This is a genomic window from Pseudomonas viciae, assembly GCF_004786035.1.
In the GTDB taxonomy this organism is placed as follows: domain Bacteria; phylum Pseudomonadota; class Gammaproteobacteria; order Pseudomonadales; family Pseudomonadaceae; genus Aquipseudomonas; species Aquipseudomonas viciae.
In genome coordinates this window covers 2,369,209-2,388,804 of the sequence record NZ_CP035088.1, presented here as the reverse complement: position 1 = coordinate 2,388,804, position 19,596 = coordinate 2,369,209, and the positions used below count along the sequence as shown (strand labels likewise).

The window sequence follows — 19,596 nt, the reverse complement described above, 5'->3', positions numbered from 1 at the left end:
GTCATGGCCTTAGCAGATGTTTGAGCGACACATCGGCGTCGGCCAATGCGTCCACAGAGAGTGGGGTCAAGTTGGCAATCAGCCGTTCACACAACTTGATGTCCTTGGCAACGCTGTTGCCCTGCCCCCAACCGCAGGCGCCTTGCAAACGTCGCTCGGTGTCCAGGTAGAACAGCAGCAGACCACCGTCTGCCAGGGCGCGAACGGCCGAAGGTGGCGTCGGTGAGATCACGCCCACCGTCTGCAAGCCCCAGTCGTACTGATCAGACCAGAAGCCGGGAACCCCCTCGAACGGCAACTCGCCGCCCAACAGATTCAATGCCGCGTGACGGCCCTGGGTCTCGGCATTGCGCCAGGTTTCCTGGCGCTGGAATAACGCGTCGGCGTGCAGGCGAAACTCACACACATCGCCGGCGGCAAAGATGTCTGGCGCGCTGGTGCGCAACTGGGCATCGACTCGAATTCCCTGGCCCACCTCAAGCCCCCCCGCCGCGGCCAATTCGATGTTGGGTTGCATGCCGATACCGACCACCACCCAGTCACAGGGCAGCACCTGGCCGTCCACCAGTTGCACCGCCTCAGCGCGTTCGATGCCTTGTACAATTTCAAGCGCTACGTTCAGCCGCACGTCCACGCCCTGTTGCCGATGCAACTCCAACAAGGCCTGGGATACGGCTTCAGGCAAGACTCGCCCGGCCAGTCGTGGCCCGGCTTCCAGCAACGTCACCTGACAGCCCAGGGTTCGGGCCGTTGCCGCGACTTCGAGGCCGATAAAGCCACCGCCGACAATCACCAGGCGCGTGCCGGGCCTCAATGCGCTGCGCAGGGCCAGGGCTTCGTCATGGGTGCGCAGGTAAAGCACGTTGGCCAGAGATTCAGGCACCTGGGGCAAGCGACGCACTCTGCCTCCGGTCGCCAGCAGTAATCGGCTGTAGGACAGCCAACGTCCGTCGGTCAATTGCAGGCGGTGGTGCTGCGGATCCAGACTGTTTACCGGGTTGCCCGCCAGGTGTTCGATGTTCAGTTCAGTGAGCCGGCTATCCCCCCACAAGCTGCAATCGTCCAGGTCCATCGTGCCCTGCAGCAAGCCCTTGGACAGCGCAGGACGCTCGTACGGCCGATGGAGTTCATCGCCGATCAGGATCAGCCGACCGGTATAACCCTGCTCGCGCAAAGTCAGCGCCGCGCGGCCACCGGCATGGCCGGCGCCGACGATAATCAGTGGAGCATTCATGGCGTGCACTCCTGGCGGTCAAGCCGAAATGGCGAGCAGAACCCGCCCCCCGTCGACCCGTACCGGATAGGTCTTGAGATTGACGCACACTGGCGCCCCCAAGGCTTTGCCGTTGCGATAGTCAAAGCGCCCGTTGTGCTTGGGGCACTCGATGACGTGGTCCATCACCAGGCCGTCAGCCAGGTGGATCGACTCGTGAGTACACAGGCCAGCAGTGGCGAAAAACTCGTTATCGGCAGAGCGGTAGACGGCATAGGTGTGCGAACCGTGGTCGAAGCGAATGACGTCTTCTTCATTAATTTCGCCCACGGCGCATACATCGATCCATTGATCGTTCACGGCGTTTTCTCTTGTTCGGGATGCAGTTGGAGGGTGTCAGACCAGCGTGACTTCAGCCTGTGGATGAGCACCAGCGGCAGGCCTTGAGTTACCGACGGGGCGCCGCACGAAATACGTCGGGTCCTTGCGCTGCTTCAAGAGGGTCGGAATGATTTCCTTGAAGGCCTCGCCTATGTTGGCGTAAGGCGGCGGGCAGTCGTGGCGGATCTCTTCATGGAGTTGCGCCAGGGCGTGGTACGGCACCATCGGGTACATGTGGTGCTCAAGGTGATAATTCATGTTCATGTACAGAAAGCGCAGCACCCGGTTCATATAGATGGTGCGGCAGTTGCTGCGGTGGTCCAGCACGTCTTCCGCCAGGCCCACATGTTGGGTGAGGCCAAACAGGTAAGACAACCAGCCGCCATACAGGATGGGCAGGCCGATATACATCAGCGGCAACCAGCTGTGCAGGTAAAGCGCCGCGCCAAAGACAACGGCGTAAATCGCGAGCCAGATACGGGCCGCCAGGAACACCTTGGACCATTCGGACTCAGGGATAAACGTCTGTTCCTGGGCATCCATTTTGCCAACCGCGTGCCGGCACAGGCCTCCCATCGTCTTCAGCAGCAACGGGATCTGGAAGAGGCTCAGCAGCATCATGAACAAGCTCGGTGGACGCGGTTCGACGATTTCCGGATCGCGGCCGACGACGATGGTGTCGGTATGGTGCCGGGCATGGCTCCAACGCCACACATGGGGCTCGAACATGCACATGAAGCTCGCCACCTGGTAGAGCGCATCATTCATCCAGCGGGTCTTGAAGGCGGTGCCGTGACCGGCTTCATGCCAGCGCGGGTTGGAGGCGGTGGCGTACAAAACCCCATACGCAAGGAAAAACGGCACACAAGCCCAAGTGCCCCAGAACCAGTAGCCGCCGAAGCCGGTGATCACCAGGGTCAGCAGCCAGATGGCGGTGTCGAGCAAGGCCGGGCCGTCGCGGCGCTGCATCAGTTGCTTCATGCGTTGACGGGAAATGGGCGACTGGTACCAACTGGCCGATACAAGACCTTTTTCGGCCGCGCGGGCGGCTTCAGGGCCGGTCAGGCGATAGTCCCGGGGAGAGGCTGTGTTGTCTTGAGGCATTGTTATTGTTCTCCGCAAGCGTGAGATGTCAGGTGCTTTGCGTAAAAAAATATAGAGAGCGTGGAAGGTACCCTCAAGGTCTTGAATACATTCCCTATCAAGCTATCATCCAGTTCCTGCAGGGCTTGATAGTTTTCTATCAAGACGCTTTGAAGGCTCATCATGAATAACAATAAACGCCCCACCATCGCCACGGTCGCCGAACACGCAGGTTTAAGCGTCGCCACCGTCGACCGCGTGCTCAACGCTCGCGCCCCGGTTAATCCAGCCACTGCCAAACAGGTGCTTCAGGCCGCCGAAGCCGTGGGCTATTTTGCTGCGCGGCTGATCGGCCAGCGCATTCTCGAACGCCGCCCCACGTACCGTTTCGGCATCCTGCTGCTGGGCACCGCCCAGGCGTTCTACGCCAACCTGGCCCAAGCCATCACCGAGGCCGCGCAGCGCCAGGCCGGGGCCAACCTGACCTGCCAATTCGAATACGTTTTTGATCGCACCCCCAGCGCCATCATTGCCCAGATCGAACAGCTGGCGGTGCAGTGCGACGGCCTGGCGGTGGTCAGCTTCGCCCACCCGCAGATCAACGCCGCCCTTGCCCAGATTCGCGAGGCCGGCGTGCCCGTGGTGGCACTGCTGTCAGGCATTCATGAGGCAGCGGCCGAGCCCTATGTCGGCCAAGACAATCAGGTAGTCGGGCGCACGATGGGGTGGCTGCTGGCCCGCACCTGTGGCGCGCGCAAAGGCAGCATCGGTGTTCTGCTCGGTGGCCATCGCTTTCTTGGCCACCAGGAGCGGGTCGAAGGTTTGCACAGCTACTTGGCCGAACACGCACCTGGGCTGCGCCCGCTGGAGCCGCTGATCAATCTGGACAACTGCGACATCACCGAAGAAGCAACCCTCGACCTCTTGGTTCGGCATGACGATTTGCGCGGGCTGTGCGTGGTAGGCGGCGGTGGCGACGGGATCATCAACGCCCTGGCGCAACTGCCCAAGCGCCCGGCGCTGTGCTGCATTTTGCAGGAGTCCACCGAGCTGTCACGCCAAGCCCTGGCCCAGGGTTTGGTCGACGTGGTGATCGACTCTCAGCCGCGCCAGACTGCAACGGCACTGGTGGATCTACTGGTGGAATTGCAGACTGCGGAGCAGTTCGATCCTGTGCGTCACCGGGTGCATATTCCGCTGCAGATTGTGACATCGGAGAATTCCCAAAGCTGATGAGCTGGCGGCACAACCTGTTCGGCCCTTGATGGCGCGGTTAACCGCCACTTACTACGGCTTCAGCTGACTTCTGCACATCCAATCCCGCCCCTTCGACGCTCGGCAGCACAGTGGCAGACGGGCAGACCTCCCAGGGTAATTCGCGCGACCTTTCTGCTGATGCCTGTCGGATCTATGTCACAGCCTGGCCAGTGAAACAGGCACAAAAAAAAGCCACTCATCTGAGTGGCTTTTTTCTGAATCTTGGAGCGGGAAACGAGACTCGTATCTGGTGTCCGACTCATTGAAATCTAAGGGGTTTCCTTTCTTAACGAAGCAGGAAATGACTTAATTCTGGACTAGTTTTTGGGGTATTTCAACAGCAACAAAACTAACTTTCAGCAAGGCTATAGAATTACCCTTAGCCAATGGACGAACAACCACCAAGTTTCAGGCATCAATTACGTAGCATCCCTTCGGAACGCTCAAAAAATGGATAGATGCGCCGCACTTCCTGACGCAAGAGCTGGCCGACATGAGTGAGGAAATGAGCTTGAATGTGCTCAGTATCCATAGCATCCTCATGAAACTCAGATGAGGTGACGGCATCATGAGTTATTCAGTCACCCCACCAGTTTGTCTTAGTATTTTTTTTCAAACCCTGTCTTCACGTATAAGGTCGTGGGGCCAGGAGGCCAATTGGTTTACTCCAAATTCCGGACATTTCCGGTGGCGGAGGCTGCCTTGGGCCTTCGGTGGAACACAGCGCAGGAGATGTTGTGAATTCAGGTATCAATACAGGAACGACTCAACTTCAGGTGCGGAAACCGCCCATAAGTTGCTGCTGATGGTTCGCTAGCAAATTCAAGGCTTGACTGATGCTCGCGGAATCTTTCGATTGGCGTACCAGAACATTCGTGACGTCCCGTATGCTGGACAAGTTACGATTCACCTCCTCTGAAACGACGCTCTGCTCTTCCGCTGCACTGGCAATCTGAATATTCATCTCACTGATAATCTCGATACCCTGATTGATTTTTTGAAGCGCTCCCACAGCACGTTTCACCTGTGCAACACTGCCATCGGCCTGGCTGCGGCTGTTTTGCATCGACTGAACCACGCTTCGAGTGCCTGATTGAAGATGTTCGATGACGTGTTGAATCTGACCTACCGACTCTTGCGTTCGCTTGGCTAAATGACGCACCTCGTCCGCGACTACCGCAAATCCCCTACCAGACTCACCTGCCCTAGCCGCTTCAATCGCAGCGTTCAAGGCAAGAAGATTCGTTTGCTCGGCAACAGAGCGAATGACTTCGAGGACTGACCCAATTTGCTCGCTATTGTTGGCCAGCGCCTCTACTTGTTGCATCGCCTGATGCATTTCCGTAGCAAGTTGTGTGATGCAATCAGTGGTTCTGTCGATTGTCTGCACACCCTCCTGGGTCGCGAGATCAACATTACGAACCGCTTGAGCTGCTAACGCAGCATTGCGGGCCACCTCCTGCGAAGTCACGCTCATTTCCTGAGATGCAGTTGCGACCTGGTCAACTTCAAGCAATTGTTGCTGCATGCCGCTATTGGTTTGCGTAGCAATGTCTGCTGCCTGGTCAGCAGTACGACGGGTGTCATCAACTGATGATTTCACTTGAGCGATAATGGGCTGCAGCTTGTCAAGAAACCGGTTGAACCAACTCGTTAAATTCCCGATTTCATCATGTCTTTCATAGTCCACCCGCCGTGTCAGATCACCCTCACCACTTGCGATATCCTGGAACATCGCCGCAACACGTAGGATCGGCTGCGTGATGCTACGAGCCAGCATCCATATCAGCACCAATCCTGATAATGCCGCCAAAATACCCACCATGAGTTGAATGCCAGCCGCATCCTTGTTTGCTTTGTCCAGCGACTCTTTGAGCTGTCGAGCTGAGGCCAGCAGGACCACCTCTGGAACCTGAATGACAATACTCCAATGCTGTGCACCTGGAATGGGGGAAAACGGCATGATGACGACGACGTTCCCGTCACGCTCAAGTACCTCAGGAGTATCACCTTTCGTACTCGCCGAGATTTGTTTTCCAAGCTCAGGATCTACGCTCACCAAAGGCTTTCCCGCCGCTTGGGGTTCACCACTTCGAGCGGCAATAACACCGTCAGCACTTATAAAACTCACCTGTGCATTGCCGCCGTAAAGCGCACCGCTCGAGCTTTCGACCAGCTCTTGCAGGCTCGCCAAACTTAAGTCCACACAGAGAACGCCGAGCACAGAATCACCGCTCATCAAAGGGACTGAAACAGTCGACATCAGCGTCGTGATGCCTTGGGCATTAGTGAACGCATACGGGTTACTTACGCAGTCTTGTTTGGTCTTGAACGCACAGGTGTACCAAAAAGTACCTGGAGCCCCATCATCGGCCATCTCCTTTTCGCTCATGGTATAGCTCGGAACAAGCGTGGAGGCGTAGGAAGCGAAACGACCTTTTTCATTCCCTCCATCGGTTTTCTGGTTCGTAAAACGAGCGTCATCGCCATCCAATGCATTGGGCTCGAATCCTACTCCTAAACCTAGTACGTCCCGATTAGCAGCCACTTGCAACTGCATAAGTTTGAATAGGTCACTACGCAATGTTTTGCTGTCCGAGCTTAATCGCTTTGCTTGTTCACGCAGGAAGATGACTTGGTGCATGACCGTGTCGCCAAAAACCCTACTGGTGACGAATCGTTGACTCACAACTTGGGCTTGCTGCTCGCCCAGCTTGGTCATGTACTGCAATGCCCCCTCTTTGATGGTGAGTGAGCTGGACTCATTGCTCAATGTCGAGATAGCGTCGATCCGGTAGATTGAGAAACCTATCAAGATGGCCGCTACGCCCAACATGCAAATGCCCGCGAGCAGCGTTATGCGAAGCTTTATGGAAAAGCTGAAAATGGACATGTCAACGCTCCGTGAGTTGCAACAACTCGTCAGTCATTCGAGTGCATGGTCCTGCTGGCTCTGCTCCCACACGCTGCGGGATAACACCTAAACAAACGCAAGTGGCGGCCCAACGAAGAAAGCACCACCACTTGCTAAACAGGCGAAGTTAAAGAGCGTCGGCGATCGCTTGGCCTACCTCTTGGGTAGATCCCTGTCCGCCCAAATCACGCGTCTTAGGACCTTGCGCAATGACCGTCTCAATGGCCTGCATGATTGCATCGTGAGCAGCACGAAACTCCGGACCGTCACCCAGGAAATCAAGCATCAACGCACCCGACCAAATCATGGCAATAGGGTTGGCAATGTTCTTGCCGAAGATGTCCGGCGCCGAGCCGTGGACGGGTTCGAACAGCGAAGGAAATTTGCGCTCCGGATTGAGGTTGGCCGAAGGTGCAATACCAATGGTGCCCGTGCAGGCCGGGCCGAGGTCAGAGAGGATGTCGCCAAACAGGTTGGACGCCACCACCACATCAAAGCGATCTGGATGCAAGATAAAGCGGGCACACAGGATGTCGATATGTTGCTTGTCCCATTTGATGTCGGGGTAGTTGTCCGCCATCGCCGCAACGCGTTCATCCCAGTACGGCATGCTGATTGCCATGCCATTTGATTTGGTAGCTGCGGTCACATATTTGCGTGATCGTGTCTGGGCGAGATCGAAGGCGTATTTGAGGATGCGGTCGACACCTCGCCGGGTGAATACCGATTCCTGCAGCACGAATTCATGCTCAGTACCTTCAAAGACCCGGCCCCCCACTGAAGAATATTCACCCTCGGTATTTTCCCGGACAACGATGAAGTCGATGTCTCCAGGCTTGCGATTGGCTAAGGGACATGCCACACCAGGGAACAGCTTCACCGGGCGTATGTTCGCGTACTGATCGAACTCCCTGCGAAATTTCAACAAGGACCCCCAAAGAGAAATATGGTCTGGCACTTTGTCCGGCCAACCAACAGCACCAAAATAAATGGCATCGAAACCTTTAAGTTGCTCAAACCAGTCGTCGGGCATCATCTTGCCGCAGGCGAGATAATAGTCGCAACTGGCCCATTCAAAATTTTGAAATTCAACCTCAATACCGTACTTGGAAGCAGCCTTCTGCACAACTTTAATACCCTCAGGCATCACTTCGACGCCGATTCCGTCGCCGGCAATCGCGGCAATTCGAAACGTCTTGCTCATCACACTTCCTCTTTTGATTATCAAACAGCAATAGCTATGAATTAAATCGACTTAAGCAATGACAAAGCGCGGTGAAGAACTTTACGTTCATTATCATTAATTTAGCCGCTACTGCGCCCATCGCAGCAGCGGCAAAGACAGGTCACCGAGTTGTCAGACTTGATCGCCTAACGAGGACTCCAACCGTGCATATTTCTCGGGTGACCGGACACTCAAGTAGAATGCGCCCAGAAAACCCAGCGCAAACGAACCAAACAACAGCGCCATGAAGAACACCTCAAGTGCGCCTTGTACGCCCAGCAAGACATCGAAGCTGGTCAGAGCAAAATAAAGAAACGGTAGGAGACCTGCGACACTTAACAGCGGCGCGAGAAAGGTGTGCCACATCCGCTTATCCACCGTGGAGCGACGGAAAAACACAAAAATCGCAATACTGGCAATGCACTGGATGGTAATGATCCCGGCCGCACCGACACCGGTAAACCAGGTGAATAGCGTGTCGTAGGGGTTCAGCCCGAGCACCGCGAAGATCGCGACCACTATGGCCACCATTGCGGTTTGCACGTAGCACGCCACATGGGGCGACTTCTGGACCGGGTGAGTCGAGCCCAGTTTCTGGCTGAGTAACCCCTGGCGCCCCAATGAGTAGAGGTAACGGGCAACGTTACTGTGGAACGTTACGATGGCAGCAAACAGACTGGTAATCACCAGCACCTGAAACAACTCCGTCGCCCAGCCACCGAGGATCTTATCGCTGACCCAGAAAATCAGATTGCCCGATTGGTCCTTGGCCACCGCCACTGCTTCGGTTGTACCGATTGCATTGATGATCAACCAGGCTGTCAGCGCATAAAACACGCCCATGAAAATCACCGCGATATAGGTCGCTATCGGCACCGTGCGTTTGGGGTCGCGTGCTTCCTCACCATAAATGGCAGTGCCCTCGAACCCGATGAACGATGCATGGGCGAACATCAGAGCGACACCGATTGCGCCTGAGAATGTCGCCGACGGACTGAATGGTTCAAACGAAAACTGGCTCACCGGCACCGAGTGATCGCCAAACAAAATGCCCAGGTCCAGTATCAGGATAATTACCGTCTCCAGCGTGAGCAGGACCGCCAATACCACGGCGCCTGCATGCAATCGCCGTAACCCCAGCCACAGGCACATCGCCATGGCGGTGAAGGAGTACACCCACCACGGCAGATGGAGGTTGAGTTGCTTGCCGAGCAACTCATTGAGGTAATAGCCGATACCTCCGTACAGACCAAGTTGAATCGCGTTATAGGAAAAAATTGCCAAAGAGGCAGAGCCCAGTCCCATGGGGCGGCCGATGCCTTTGGTGATGTAGGCGTAGAACGCCCCGGCGTTGGTGATGTGTTTACTCATCGCCACATAACCCACAGCGAACAGCAACAGCACCAGGGCAACCGCCACAAACGCACCGGCAATGCCAATGCCATTTCCAGAGCCAATGATCACAGGGAACAACGCGACAACCACCGTCAGTGGCGCTGCGGCGGCAATCACAAAGAACACGATACCCATAATGCCGATACTGTTTCGCTCGAGGTCTCGGCTATCAGAACTTGGGGTCATGGTCTTTCTCGGTGTTGATCCCGTTACGTCCAGCGTAGCTGGTTTATTACTATATTCGTATGACATCGCTAAAACCCTGTAGGTAGTGAGTTTTTTATTTCGGTAAAGCGAGGCAGTCGTTAAACAAGCAATACTCGGCAGCGTGCCTATATACACCTCGGCACTTTCTGGTTTTTCGGAGTAACAAGTGTCCTTATTATTGATGAATCGGTGCAGACTTTGTTCGTAGATCCGTCATATCCCTGTACCGCGACAACCAAAAGATCTCTCCGGACTGTTCGCGCCCAAATCAAATACTTTAGAACAGACGTTCATCATGTAAGACGTGTGTTTATGACTCCAAAGTACAACGTTCAAGTTTGGTCGATATGAACTTCACGTCGAGGTACTCTTGAAGTCCCCAGTGACCACCTTCCCTGCCCAGTCCGCTGTCCTTATTGCCACCGAACGGCGCTTGTGCGGTCGATGGCGCGCCATCGTTGACGCCGATCATTCCGTATTCCAACGCTTCAGCCACCAGTTGCGCTCGGGTCAGGTTCCTTGTCCACAGATAGGCCGCCAAGCCGTACGGTGATGCGTTGGCTGCCGCCACCACTTCAGCTTCACTGTCGAACGTAATCAGCGGCGCCACCGGACCAAAGGTTTCCTCCTGCATGATCAACATCGTTGCAGTCACGTCCTGGAGCACGGTCGGTTGAACATAGAAGCCTTCCATCCGGACACCTCCGGCGATGATTCGAGCACCTTGGGCCACCGCATCGGCGATATGGCCGAGTGCTTTATCGCGTGCATGTTCATCCACCAACGGGCCTATCCGGGTGGACTCTAGCAATGGGTCGCCCACCTGGAGCCGATTGACCGCAACAGCGAGTTTTTCGGCGAACTGACTGGCGATCGAGCGATGGACATAGATGCGATTGGTGCATACACAGGTCTGTCCGGCATTGCGGAATTTGCAAGCCACGACCTCATCCACGGCCGCGTCCAGATCGGCATCTTCAAAAATGATGAACGGCGCATGCCCCCCCAATTCCAGAGACATCCTTTTCAGTGTCTTGGCCGATTGTTCGTACAGACGCTTGCCCACCTCAGTGCTACCGGTAAAGGTGAGTTTGCGAATACGTGGGTCATCGAACATCACCTGAGACACCGTCCGCGGATCCGTGGTGGTAATCACCTGCAAGGTTCCGGGAGGGCCCCCTACTTCTTCCCACAGTTTGGCGAAATACAGTGCTGTGAGCGGTGCTTGCACGGGAGGTTTGACAATGGCCGTACACCCCACTGCCAGCGCCGGCGCCAGCTTGCGGGTGATCATCGCCGCAGGAAAATTCCACGGTGTAATGGCATACACAGGCCCAACCGGCTGTTGCAGGGTCGCCAGCCGTTTGTTGCCATGTTGGCTCGGCATGCTTTCGCCGCCGACACGCCGCCCTTCTTCGGCAAACCAGTCGATAAACGAAGCGGCGTAAAGGACTTCTCCACGGGCTTCCTGAATCGGCTTGCCCATTTCCATGGTGATGGTACGGGCAATGCCCTCGGTGTGTTCGATGACGGCGTTGTACCAGGCACGCAGCAGTGCGCACCGATGATGAGCGGTTGTCTGACGCCAGGTCTGGAATGCGGCACTGGCGGCATCGGCAGCCAACATTGCCTCTTCAATACCGGCACTCGGAAGCTCGGCGATGATTTCCCCGGTCGCAGGAGAGCGCACCGGAAACCAGGCAAAGGCGCTGATCCATTGACCATTGACGAACATCTTGCGACGACCGCCATCGTTCGAGCCCGGTGTAAAGATTGGAAGTTTCATGTAGTGATCCACCTATTCGGTTATGCCGCCTTCCCATCAAGAGAAAGGCACGTCGTACACAATCGCTGTCACTTGCTCAGGCGTTCGGTGAGGCTTCGAAAAATGCGCGACCTGGCGACCTGATAGCCGAGGCGTTGCCCGACATCCGTTTTCAAAAAATTGCCGATCAGTCCGTTATCCGCCTTGAGCACCTTGCGCCCCGCTGCCGTATCGGTTTGCCCGGCCAGGTCGGCAAGGATGCGTTGCGCCGCGTTGTGCCCGGGCATACCACTGACACCGCCGCCGGGATGGCTGCCAGAGCCACAAAGGTAATAACCGGGAACCGGCGTCCGGTAATGCGCCGCCGCTTTGATGGGGCGATTGTCGAAGAGGTTGTCCAGGCCGATCATGGACTGGTGGAAGATATTTCCACGGGTGATGTGATAGTCGCGATGCAGATCCAGTGGGGTTATCACGTGGCGAGCGAGAATGTGATTGCGCATGTTCGGTGCATAGCGGAAATAGATCTCCAGCACCTTGTCAGCCCACTCTTCCTTGCGTGTGTCCCAATCTCCATGGGCCAGGTCAAATGGCAATTGCTGCACCCCCAACGAGAGAGTATGAGTACCTGGCTGGCTCACCAGTCCCGGGTGAGTCACAGAGGGAATCAGCGCCTCAACCACCATGTCATCCGGAAACTCGCCACGCTGCTGTGCTTGCCAGGCCATTTCATAAAGGGCCGGGGATGGGCCGAGAATGTTCAAACCCTGATGCTGGGGCCCCAGCTTGCCGGCCGGAAAGCCGACATAATCCGGCAGCGCGTCCACCAGCAGGTGAATACGCGCCATGGAGCCGCGCTGATCAATCTCCTTGGCATCGGCTGCCGCCGCCTCGGGTAGCGCCCCTTCGGGTAACAACCCCACCAGAGAGCGAGTCGGGTCTGCACCGGAAATGACCAGCGGCGCGCGAATCTGCTCGCCCGAGGCCAGCAGAACCCCCACTGCCTTACCCTCTTCAATCAACACCTGTTGGATGGACGTACTCGTTTCAACCCTTCCGCCGAATGCTTGCAAGGCACTGACCAGCGATTCACTGATCATGCCCATCCCGCCTTTCGGCAGGCCATAACGTCCGAACTGACCTTCGAACTCTCCCAACGCGTGATAGCCATAGACATAGGCCGTGCCTGGCGTGGTTGGACTTCCCCACGTGGAGACCAGGCCCATGAACATCATGAAGCCGCGAAGACGATCGGATTCTATGTAGTCCTTCAGCAGGTCCTCGGCCGAAGCCGTCATGAACTCGTCGTACAGCGCGCTTTCACCGGCGTCGTCAAAGATCGCTTTCAAGCGTTGTTGAGTCGGCGGGTCGCTGAGCTGGATTTCATGCGTCAGCTCACCGAAGCGCTTAAGCCGCGTGGCGAAACGCATGAAGTTGGCGCCATCGGCCTTGTTGTGATCTTCGATCGAACGCAGGGTCTTGTCGATCTCCTGCCAGAACATCACACAATCGCCGTCGTCCCATAGCGCCATTTCCTGCAAGCCCGGAGCCACCGACTCCAGTCCGTATTTTTTCAGTTCCAGATCGTCGACCACTTCCTGTCGAAACATCATCTGAATGTACGAGCAAGAAGAGAAAATAGCGCCCGGTATCAGTTCTTCACTGGTACAGGCGCCCCCCACAATCGGCCGGGCCTCCAACACCAACACCTTGAGGCCTGCCCTGGCCAGATAGTTTGCGCACACCAGCCCGTTATGGCCGGCACCAATGATCAGGGCATCAAGATCGTTATGCTTACTCACGGCGTCATTCCATCTGAATGTGAAATCAAATGCCTGTCCACCAGCTCGGTGAACAGGCCGCCTGCACGGCCAGCGACTCAGGCCGGCAGCACCAACTTGAACAACTGGTGATCGGTGAAGGTGTCATCCGGGTGACCGACAAAATTGCCCGTCACAATGCCGGTCGCGCCTTCGAATCGGCCACCACCACGAATCACGCGCCAAGCGATCGAACCGGTGCTGTAGCCGCTTGCCTGCACTTTAAACTGGCCTGGCATGACCGTTTCAACATCGAGATAACTGTCGATCCCGGGGAAGTCGACGCGGCCGGTTTCCCAACTTTGCTCGCCCCGCACGGTCACCACCGTATCGAAGTGTGCGACACCAGTCGGAACCTGCAACGCCCCCTCGCCCTGCACATCCGCCACTGGATCGAGTGCAAGAATCAGCCCCTGGGCACGGGACCTTACGACACCGGTGGCGTGGCCGATGGCTTCGGCCTTGCCGGTGAAGTAGATCAGCATGGAGTAGGTTTTCATCATCATCCCCTCACACCGGTGGTTTTGCTCAGATCGGCCATGACGTCGGCCAGAATGTCGAGGAAGTAGGCGGCGTTGTCGGCGGTAAATGGCAACGGCGGGCGTATCTTCAGAACGTTGCCCAACGGACTGGAAGCGCTGATCAACACATTATGGTCGCGCAATTTGTTGACCACTTGCATGGCCAGTTCCTCGTGCGGTTCTTTGGTAAGCGGGTCCTTGACGAACTCGGCACCGATGAACAGACCCGCACCCCGAACATCACCGATCACCGGATATTCCTTGGCCAGATCACGCAGACCGGCACGTAATACCTCACCGACCACCAGAGAATTCTTTTGCAGGCTTTCCGCTTCGATCACCTCCAGTACCGCCATCGCCGCGGCGGTGGAAACCGGGTTACCGCCAAAGGTATTGAAGTAACGCGCGGTCGTTGCAAAACGGGTCAGCAGTTCCGGTTTCGCCACCACACCGCCGATGGGAAGACCGTTGCCCATTGGCTTGCCCATGATCACCAGGTCTGGCACGACACCGTGACGCTGGAAGCCCCAAAACGTATCGCCGGTACGCGCGAAACCAGGCTGGACCTCATCAGCGATGAACAGCCCGCCAGCCCGGCGGACCGCTTCGACGGCCTTGACCAGAAAACCACGCGGGTCGGAGAAGACGCCATCACTGGAGAATATGGTGTCTGTCACCAGCGCCGCCGGACGGATGCCGTGACGCAGCATGTCCGCGATTGCCGCTTCAACCGACTCGGCGAACGCGTCGCCGACGTCCTTGTCACCCGCACGATAGGCATCCGGTGCCGGGACCAGGCGCACCATGCTGCCCAACGCCACGCCTTCACCCAAAGAGGGGGACATCTCGGCAATCGCGGCAGTAATGCCGTGGTAGGCGTTTTCAGTCACGATGATGCCAGTATTACCGGTATGGCAACGCGCGATTCGTACCGCAAGGTCCGATGACTCACTACCGGTGCAAGTAAACATGACGTTCGCCAATTCCCCAGGGAAGGTAGCGATCAGCTTTTCGGCGTAGGTCAGTACAGTGTCGTACAGATAGCGGGTGTGGGTATTGAGCAGTGCCATCTGTTTGGAAACCGCCTCCACGACATGAGGATGACAATGTCCTACCGAAGGCACGTTGTTGTACACATCCAGGTACGGCGTGTTGTGCGAGTCGTACATCCACACGCCTTCAGCGCGGACGAAGTGCACAGGCTTTTCATAAAACAACTTGTAGGACGGGCCCAGCACTTTTGCGCGGCGTTTGAGCAGTTGTTCGATCACTGGGTCCAGGCCATGAGCCTGAGCAGGATCGAACGAGTTGATCATCAATGGACGATTCATTATTTCACTCCAGGTTGCATGCTTTGCGAAGAATGGACTGGGCATCCGCTCGACTGACTTGCGCCAATCGCTGGAGCCCATCCCAGGCAACGCCTGTGTTCTTGAGGATGTAATGACGGTTTGCGGGATATAGACGTGCCCGAAACTCCGTGATCGCAATCGCGGTACACAGACGCGTGATAATCAGGTCGTAAAGCAAGTCCACTTCCTCGACCAGGAGCGGCAGCACGCGGTGATAGGCCCCAAGCATCTCGACCACCTTGCTCAACGGGTGGTCGCCGTCGGTGTGGTAACTGGCGGCAATGGCGATGTCGTTGATCAGTTGGGTCGCCACCATGTCGCCAAAATCGAGGATGCCCGAGACTTCATCATGGCGCCCCTCATCCATCAGGATGTTGTGTGGATTAAAGTCGGCATGAACCACTTGGCTGCGCATTTTTATAAGTCGGTGGTAGACGACTTCGTCGAAATAATCGAAGCCTGCCCGGACCAGGTACCAGGGTTTATTGTCATCGGTATGCTGCGTTGATGGCAGCATCTCCCGGCAAGCCGCCGCTTGCTGAATGTCCCACGCCAGGACTCGATCAGCACCCGGGTGATTGAAACCACGCAGCGCTAACCCAAGCTCGGCCAGACTGATGCCGATGTTGCGCAACTGGGCTTGCGAGCTGACACTTTTCGGCAACGCCAAGCCTTCCAGAAACGAAGTCATCCAGATAATTCGTCTCGGGTTGTCACCCACTTTCGCCGCAAAGGACGTTTCACCGTTGAGCGACGTAATCAATAGGGGAACTGGAATATGCGGTGCGCGTTCGGCCAGCCAGGCCAGTGCTTGAATCTGCATATCAATGGTCGCGTGATCATCTGCAGGGTTCGACATCCGCAGGATGTACTGCAAGCCGTCAGCTGAAAAAACATGGAACAGCTCGTCACGCTCACAACTGATTCGCGTGCATCGGACACTCATGCCATACCGGCCCAGAACAAGCGCTTCGACTTCCGCCAAAGGCGTCTCTTCGACAGCGGTCGTCATATTGCTCAGTGATAGCGAAAGACCGTTAATAGTCATTGGATATACTGCCTAATGCTATTCAGAACCCGTTTTCGAAGCACGGTCCAGCCGCAACCTGATAAACAGGTTGCTCTACAGTGCGTTCACAAGAGTCCCGAATCTCGAATATCGGGAGTACCCCCGCCGGAGCGGGGGCGTCATATCATTCGAAGTTCATCATGACGTGACGAACGACCGTGTAGTCTTCCAGGCAGTAGATCGACTGATCCTTGCCATAACCGGACATCTTCATGCCGCCATGAGGCATTTCGCTCAGGAGGGTGAAGTGTTGATTGACCCAGGTGGTGCCGTATTGCAGACGCGCACTGACCTTGGCAGCAGTCTTGGCATCACGGGTCCAGACTGACGAAGCCAAGCCATAGCGGCTGTCATTTGCCCAACCGATGACCTGATCGACGTCCTGGAAGGAGGTCACTGAAACCACAGGGCCGAACACTTCACGCTGGACGATTTCGTCGGTTTGCAAGGCTCCGACGACGAGGGTCGGCTCGTAGTAGAAACCATTACCCGCCACATGCTTGCCACCCGTGATGACCTGGATATGCGGCTGATCCTTCGCACGGTCGACAAAACCTGCAACGCGTTCACGCTGTCGGGCGCTGATCAGCGGACCGAGCTCTGTACCGGCCTGGTCGGTGGGCCCGAGCTTGATTGAGCACACAGCCTCCTTGAGGGCCGCGACTAGGGTGTCGTGGACGCTTTCATGCACGTAGATTCGGCAAGCGGCGCAGCAATCCTGACCGGCATTGTAGAAGCCAGCCGAGCGTACGGTGGAAACCACCGCCTCCAGGTCCGCGTCGGCCATCACGATCACCGGCGCCTTGCCGCCCAGCTCGAGGTGGGTACGTTTGAGATTGCCAGTTGCCGCTTGCAGGACTTTCTGGCCAGTGGTGACATCACCAGTGATGGACATCATGTTGATGTCCGGATGTTCACCCAGGGCCTGACCGACCGTGTGCCCGCGTCCGGTGACGATATTGACCACACCAGGTGGCAGCATCTCGGCAAGGATACTGCCCAGTTTCAATGCGGTGAGCGGGGTGTTTTCCGACGGTTTCATCACCACGGTATTACCCACGGCAATCGGCGCGAAAATCTTCCAGGTGGCCATGGCCAGCGGGAAGTTCCAGGGAGCAATGGCCCCGACCACCCCAACCGGGTCACGACGAATGATGCTCGTATGGTTGGCTGCGTACTCGCCGGCCGCCAGCCCGGTCAGGCAACGCGCCGCGCCAGCAAAAAAGCGAATGTTGTCGACCACGCCCGGGATCTCATCCTCAAGCATGCGCTCGTAGGGCTTGCCCACGTTCAACGATTCGATTTGGGCAAAAGCGGCGCCTTCCTGTTCGATTCGATCGGCAATTTTCAGCAGCAGCGCCGAGCGTTTTCCTGGGGGCAACTGCGACCAGGCCGGGAACGCCTTGCGAGCGGCTGCCACCGCTTGATCAATCTGTTCGAGGCTGGCTTCCGGCACTTCTCCCAGCACTCGACCGGTGGCCGGGTTCACCAGCGTTTCCGCGTGGCCTTCGCCGCGAACCAGCTTGCCGTCGATCAACAGATCAATCACGAACTCTTGTGTAGTGCTCATAGTTACTCTCACGCTCGTCTGTAAAAACTGTGGCAGGGCAACCAGCACGTCACGACCCGGCTGCGCTCCTCGTTACAGACAAACTATGACAATATGGACTGAGCCCCTATGTCCAATCGGAACTAGTTGTTATGTCCACTTTTGACCCCAATCTACTGTCTGACCTGATTCTCGCCACGCTAAAGGAAAGCAGCGGAATATCGCTGCAACGGCAAATCTACAAAGTGGTGCAGCAAGCGATCCTTGACGCGCGGCTGGCCCCAGGTCATCGCCTGCCTGCAACTCGCGCGCTGGCCAAAGAATTGAAGGTCTCACGTATGACCGTCACCTTGGCCTACGACAAACTGGGCGCCGAGGGATACATTGTCAGCACTCATGGCAGCGGCAGTTTCGTGGCCAATATTCACCCTGCCGTCAGCCGGATACAGATGGCAACGGAGCTTTCAGCGTCTGAGGATAGACCAGGACTGTCACGCCGGGCGGTCGAACTGGTGGGTGGGACTCACGGGGCGACAGAGCATGAAGGGGCATTCGTCCCGGGTGTTGCCGATACCACCAACTTCCCCTTCCATATCTGGCAACGCATGCAGAATCGATACGCCAAGAAGCCCTTCTCGGCGCTGACCGGCTACAGCAGCGACGGTGGTTATCTGCCTCTGCGTCAGGCCCTGGCGGAGTACTTGCAGATATCGCGCTCAGTAAAATGCAGCCCGCACCAGATCCTGATCACGATGGGAACGAATCAGTCCCTGGACTTGTGCGCGCATATGCTGGCCGACACGGGCGACGTCGCACTGATCGAGGAGCCCTGCAACTGGAGCACGGCACTTATTTGGAAAGCGGCAAGTCTGAGAGTAGTGCCTGTTCCGATCGATGAGGATGGTGTCGCTGCTCAGCTCTTTCCTTTTCAGAAAACCAAGCCTGAAGACCTGCCAAAATTACTCTTCACGACACCGTCGCACCAATACCCGATGGGGGGCTCGATGGGCTTGCATCGGCGGCGACTGTTAATTGAGTTGGCCAGGGAACACAACTTCTGGATTATTGAAGACGACTACGACAGCGAGTTCCGTTATGACTCCAGTCCCCTGCCCTCTCTGCAAGGACTGGATGAACATGAGCGGGTCATCTATCTGGGCACCTTTAGCAAGGTGATGTACCCAGGATTGCGAATGAGCTATCTGGTGGTGCCCGAAGCACTCGCCGACGCCTTCGCCAGTGGCCTGACTCAGTTGTACCGACCAGGCCAGCTTGGACTTCAGGCCGCCATGGCCGACTTCATCGGCGAGGGTTATTTCGCGACCCATATCAGAAGAATGCGGGGCATTTACGCTGAGCGTCAGCGCGAACTGAAACGTGCGTTGAACGAACACTTTGGTGACACCATAACAGTTTCAACCGGTAACACCGGACTGCACCTGACCATACAGTTCACCTCCAACATCGACCTTGCCAGAATGACAGCAGAAGCCAGAACGAGAGGCGTATATCTGCGCGACATAAGCCTCTATCACCAACTGCCGCACTCAATGAAAGGTTATGTCCTGGGGTATGGAGGAGTCAGGACGACTGATATCGAACCCGCCGTCAAAAAGATGGCCGAGGCCTATCTAGTAGCAAAAAAAAGTAAAAACTAGACATGCTGAGCAGGATGCGCAAAAAGCCCGGGCTGGCGCCCAATGTCTGAATTGAATAGAGCGTCGAGTATTAACGCTCGAACAAATTGTGTGATTCAAAACGACCGATTTCGCCAACCCTGTTACCTCAAGGTCGCGCCCTGCAACGGCTCGTTGGTTTGGATGTGTTGCTAGATGGAACACAATC

The 19,596-nt window shown here is 56.5% G+C and carries 14 protein-coding genes; 2 read left to right on the top strand and 12 right to left on the bottom strand.

The window, feature by feature from the left end; genetic code table 11:
- Position 1 precedes the first annotated feature (1 nt).
- Genes EPZ47_RS10940 through EPZ47_RS10930 form a run of 3 tightly spaced genes read right to left on the bottom strand, consistent with a single transcriptional unit; the run spans position 2 to position 2,698 of the window.
- On the bottom strand, positions 2 to 1,243 hold the full coding sequence (locus tag EPZ47_RS10940; protein WP_135844775.1) for an NAD(P)/FAD-dependent oxidoreductase: 1,242 nt from the start codon (positions 1,241 to 1,243) through the stop codon (positions 2 to 4).
- A 9-nt stretch (positions 1,244 to 1,252) separates the two neighbouring features.
- Complete coding sequence (locus tag EPZ47_RS10935) at positions 1,253 to 1,573, bottom strand: MocE family 2Fe-2S type ferredoxin (RefSeq protein ID WP_135844774.1); 321 nt, start codon at positions 1,571 to 1,573, stop codon at positions 1,253 to 1,255.
- Positions 1,574 to 1,609: 36 nt separating this feature from the next.
- Positions 1,610 to 2,698, bottom strand: coding sequence for a fatty acid desaturase family protein (locus tag EPZ47_RS10930; RefSeq protein WP_135844773.1), 1,089 nt, complete (start codon positions 2,696 to 2,698; stop codon positions 1,610 to 1,612).
- Between the two features lie 162 nt (positions 2,699 to 2,860).
- Between EPZ47_RS10930 and EPZ47_RS10925 the strand changes: the two genes are divergently transcribed.
- Positions 2,861 to 3,910 (top strand): LacI family DNA-binding transcriptional regulator, encoded by a 1,050-nt coding sequence (locus EPZ47_RS10925; protein ID WP_135844772.1) that lies wholly within the window; start codon positions 2,861 to 2,863, stop codon positions 3,908 to 3,910.
- Between the two features lie 796 nt (positions 3,911 to 4,706).
- Here EPZ47_RS10925 and EPZ47_RS31010 read toward each other — a convergent pair.
- The 9 genes from EPZ47_RS31010 to EPZ47_RS10880 form a co-directional block, all read right to left on the bottom strand.
- Positions 4,707 to 6,827, bottom strand: a complete 2,121-nt coding sequence (locus EPZ47_RS31010) for a methyl-accepting chemotaxis protein (RefSeq protein ID WP_135844771.1) — start codon at positions 6,825 to 6,827, stop codon at positions 4,707 to 4,709.
- Positions 6,828 to 6,975: 148 nt separating this feature from the next.
- Positions 6,976 to 8,052, bottom strand: coding sequence for a tartrate dehydrogenase (locus tag EPZ47_RS10915; RefSeq protein WP_135844770.1), 1,077 nt, complete (start codon positions 8,050 to 8,052; stop codon positions 6,976 to 6,978).
- Between the two features lie 153 nt (positions 8,053 to 8,205).
- Entirely contained in the window at positions 8,206 to 9,720 is a 1,515-nt protein-coding gene (locus EPZ47_RS10910) for an APC family permease (RefSeq protein WP_135844769.1), read from the bottom strand.
- Positions 9,721 to 9,985: 265 nt separating this feature from the next.
- Positions 9,986 to 11,410 (bottom strand): NAD-dependent succinate-semialdehyde dehydrogenase, encoded by a 1,425-nt coding sequence (locus EPZ47_RS10905; RefSeq protein ID WP_135844768.1) that lies wholly within the window; start codon positions 11,408 to 11,410, stop codon positions 9,986 to 9,988.
- Positions 11,411 to 11,529: 119 nt separating this feature from the next.
- The gene (locus tag EPZ47_RS10900) at positions 11,530 to 13,242 is read right to left on the bottom strand and encodes a phytoene desaturase family protein (RefSeq protein WP_135844767.1); all 1,713 of its coding nucleotides are present in this window, start codon (positions 13,240 to 13,242) and stop codon (positions 11,530 to 11,532) included.
- Between the two features lie 77 nt (positions 13,243 to 13,319).
- A complete protein-coding gene (locus EPZ47_RS10895) occupies positions 13,320 to 13,766 on the bottom strand; it encodes a hypothetical protein (protein WP_135844766.1) in 447 nt (148 codons plus the stop codon).
- Positions 13,763 to 15,112, bottom strand: a complete 1,350-nt coding sequence (locus EPZ47_RS10890; protein ID WP_135844765.1) for an aspartate aminotransferase family protein — start codon at positions 15,110 to 15,112, stop codon at positions 13,763 to 13,765. The genes EPZ47_RS10895 and EPZ47_RS10890 overlap by 4 nt, the downstream gene beginning before the upstream one ends.
- Positions 15,113 to 15,116: 4 nt before the next feature.
- Positions 15,117 to 16,181, bottom strand: coding sequence for a phosphotransferase (locus tag EPZ47_RS10885; protein WP_135844764.1), 1,065 nt, complete (start codon positions 16,179 to 16,181; stop codon positions 15,117 to 15,119).
- Between the two features lie 145 nt (positions 16,182 to 16,326).
- A complete protein-coding gene (locus EPZ47_RS10880) occupies positions 16,327 to 17,772 on the bottom strand; it encodes a gamma-aminobutyraldehyde dehydrogenase (protein ID WP_135844763.1) in 1,446 nt (481 codons plus the stop codon).
- A gap of 131 nt (positions 17,773 to 17,903) precedes the next feature.
- Here EPZ47_RS10880 and pdxR point away from each other — a divergent pair, with 131 nt between their 5' ends.
- Positions 17,904 to 19,409 (top strand): MocR-like pyridoxine biosynthesis transcription factor PdxR, encoded by a 1,506-nt coding sequence (pdxR, locus tag EPZ47_RS10875; protein ID WP_135844762.1) that lies wholly within the window; start codon positions 17,904 to 17,906, stop codon positions 19,407 to 19,409.
- Positions 19,410 to 19,596: the final 187 nt, after the last annotated feature.